At 73.2% G+C, this 2693-nt stretch carries 4 protein-coding genes; all 4 read left to right on the top strand.

Going from position 1 to position 2693, the window contains the following annotated elements:
- The coding region (locus IH13_RS0131595; protein ID WP_051835998.1) for a hypothetical protein at nucleotides 1–593 on the top strand (593 nt) is incomplete at its 5' end.
- 121 nt (nucleotides 594–714) lie between these two features.
- Nucleotides 715–1065, top strand: coding sequence for a hypothetical protein (locus IH13_RS0131590; RefSeq protein ID WP_158791438.1), 351 nt, complete (start codon nucleotides 715–717; stop codon nucleotides 1063–1065).
- Between the two features lie 187 nt (nucleotides 1066–1252).
- Nucleotides 1253–1633: a VOC family protein gene (locus IH13_RS0131585; protein WP_031089745.1), complete on the top strand. Its 381-nt coding sequence runs from the start codon at nucleotides 1253–1255 to the stop codon at nucleotides 1631–1633.
- A 356-nt stretch (nucleotides 1634–1989) separates the two neighbouring features.
- Nucleotides 1990–2448 carry a hypothetical protein gene (locus tag IH13_RS0131580; RefSeq protein WP_031089744.1) on the top strand — a complete coding sequence of 153 codons (459 nt, stop codon included), beginning with the start codon at nucleotides 1990–1992 and terminating at the stop codon, nucleotides 2446–2448.
- Nucleotides 2449–2693 lie beyond the last annotated feature (245 nt).

Genomic DNA, 2693 nt, shown 5'->3' with positions numbered 1-2693 from the left:
CGCCCCCCCGCCTCGAGGGCGCCACGACGGTCGTCGTCGCCGACACCTGCGTACGGGGCGGCCTCGGCTTCGTCCTGCTCATCCACCGGCGCAAGGACGGGTTCGTCGGCGAGGAGCTCTACTCCTGCGGCCGCGACGACGAGGGGGCCTGGGAGATGCCGGACCACCTCTCGGGCGGCGCCATGGGCATGGACCCGACCTGCCCGCAGAGCGTCGCGGCCGCCTTGGGAGGCAGGACCGCCGTGCCGTCCCTCGACTCCGAGACCTGCCTGTTCACCGGGCGGCCCCAGGGCGACGAGGGGTACGAGCCGCTCCGCTTCTACACGGTGCTGGTGGACGGGGCGGTGGAGTGCCTCGACATCGAGGACGCCACCCCGGGAGGCGGGCCGGTGACCGGGCCCGTCCGCAAGCCGCTCCGCTCCCACCTGGCGCTCCTCGCCCTGTTGCCGGGGGAACGGTTCACCGTTCGCGCGGTGGCCCGTGGAGGTGCCGGGTGCGGGGCGGCCGACGAGGCGTTCGAGGTGACGGGAACCGATCCGGAGCGCGGTGGCGGGGTCTCTCCCGAAGCCGGTTGCCCCGGCCCACGGCACTAGGATCTTCCCGGCGTTCCCGGGCTGGGGAAGGCCGCCATCCGTGACGTGCTTGCGAGGGGCCGTGCCGCGTAGGACACCGTCTTCCCTCCGGCCGCGGAAACGCGGTTGGCGAAGTCCGTGGGTGCGGTACCGCGATGTCCCGGGTCTGTCCGGAGCGGCGAACGCCGCCGTCCGTGTGCTCGAACGGGAGCGATTGTCTCCGGGCATCGTGGCGGTGGCGTTGAGCGTGTGGTCCGTGCGCGTCCACGGCACCGAGCGCCGATGGAGGCAGGGGGAGGCCGAGTTCACGTGCGCGTGCTGCGGTGAGGGGTGGGCCCGGGACACCCTGCGGGATGCTCTGTACATGCTGCCGCCGAGGGCCGCCGGTGAACTCCGGATGCGGGTGGAGCGCCTGGACGGGGTGCTCCTGGAGCGCACGCATCACGAGCCGATGGCAGACCCGGAGACGGCCTGGTGGCATCGAAGGTGCTGACCGCGTCCATGCCTCCGCCGTTGCGGTCGCCGGGAGCGCGTGCTGGTGCGGCTGCCCGTACGGGGCGGCCCGAAATCGTTTCGCACCTCCTCGCCCCGCCGGTACGATCGCCGGGTCGTCTTCACCGCGGGGGCACACGGGGCCGCGTGCCTCCCCGGCGGGCCCCCGGCTGAGAGCAGGTTGCGTCATGGCGTGTCGTATCAGCGAGCTCGTACTCGGGTGCCGCGACCCCGAGTTGCTGGCGCGGTTCTGGTGCGAGGTCCTGGACTACGTCGTGCTCGACCGCGAGGACGACGGCACGCTGGAGATCGGGCCGCGCGAGGGGTTCGGCGGTCCGCAGCCGACGATCATCCTCAGTCGCCGGGACGAGCCGGAGCCGGGGAAGTCCCGGCTGCACATCGACGTCAACGCCACCGACCGCGATCAGGACGCCGAGCTCGCACGCCTTCTGGCCCTCGGTGCGCGTCCGGCCGACATCGGCCAGACGGGGCAGGAGCAGTGGCATGTCCTGACCGACCCCGAAGGCAACGAGTTCTGCCTGCTCAAGGCACGCCTCAACCCGCTCTGACGTTCGTCGGACAGGCCTGGTAGAGGGTGTGCCGGGCCCTGCCTCGAAGCCCGTCCCACCCGGCCGCCGCCCCGGCGTGCCGGTCTCGTACGCGGGTCGGGTCAGCCGGACGGGAGGTGTACGGCCGACTGTTTCCCGATCCCCACGGTGCTGGAGCCCTCCCGGCGGCGTACCGGAACCGGCCCTCACCACGCCGTCGCCGAGGACGCCGTGGCTGCCGGTGGAGGGCCTTCCGCCCCGGCGGCGTGAGCCGGGGCGGAAGGGCCGCAGGCGGAGGGAGGTCTGCCGGTGCCCCTTAGGCTTTTCCCGGACCCGGGCACGCCGAACGTACCGGGGGAACGATCATGGGGGATGCCATGCGCAGGACACTCACCGCGACAGCCTTCCTGCTGACGGCTGCTCTGCTGACCGGCTGCGGTGGCGCCGAGGAGAAGACCGCCGACGACGCCGAGGCGAGCGGCTCAGCCGCCCAGGAGTCCGGGAAGCCGAAGGAGACCGGCGGGGACACCGTGGAGGAGGGCCCCTCGCACGAGGTGACGATCAAGGTGGAGGGGACCGGCAGGAGCAAGGTGATGTACACCCTCGACGACTCGGACTTCGAGGAGGTCGACCTGCCGTGGTCGAAGACGGCCACCCTCGCCCCCCGGGGTGCGGAGAGCAAGGTCGGAAGGCTGGTCCTCGTCACGCCCGGCACCATGACCGCGGCCGACGGCATGCTGGTCGCGGCGGGCTGCTCGATCGTCGTCGACGGCAAGACCGTCGTCGAGCACGAGAGCGGTCCCTCGACCAAGCCCTGTTCGTACAAGGTCAAGTAGACCCGCGGCGAAGCCGCCACGCGTCCGAGCGCTGCCGGAAGGACGCACGACCCGGGCGTGGACCAAGAGCTCCGCGGCCCCGGCCGGGCCCCTTCCCACCCGTGACCTGCGGCGGCGAACCGCGCCCAGGGGACGCACCGGACGCCCCGGGGGCCCGCATCCTCGTGCGGGCCCCCGGGCGTGCGGATCAGGTGCGCGGACGCGCGGGCGGCGGCCGTCAGGCCGGCCGCAGCCAGACCGTCGCG

Origin of the sequence: Streptomyces sp. NRRL WC-3549 (assembly GCF_000721935.1) — a bacterium.
Lineage (GTDB): Bacteria > Actinomycetota > Actinomycetes > Streptomycetales > Streptomycetaceae > Streptomyces.
The sequence above is the reverse complement of the archived record's forward strand: the minus strand, read 5'-3'. Positions and strand labels throughout refer to the sequence as shown.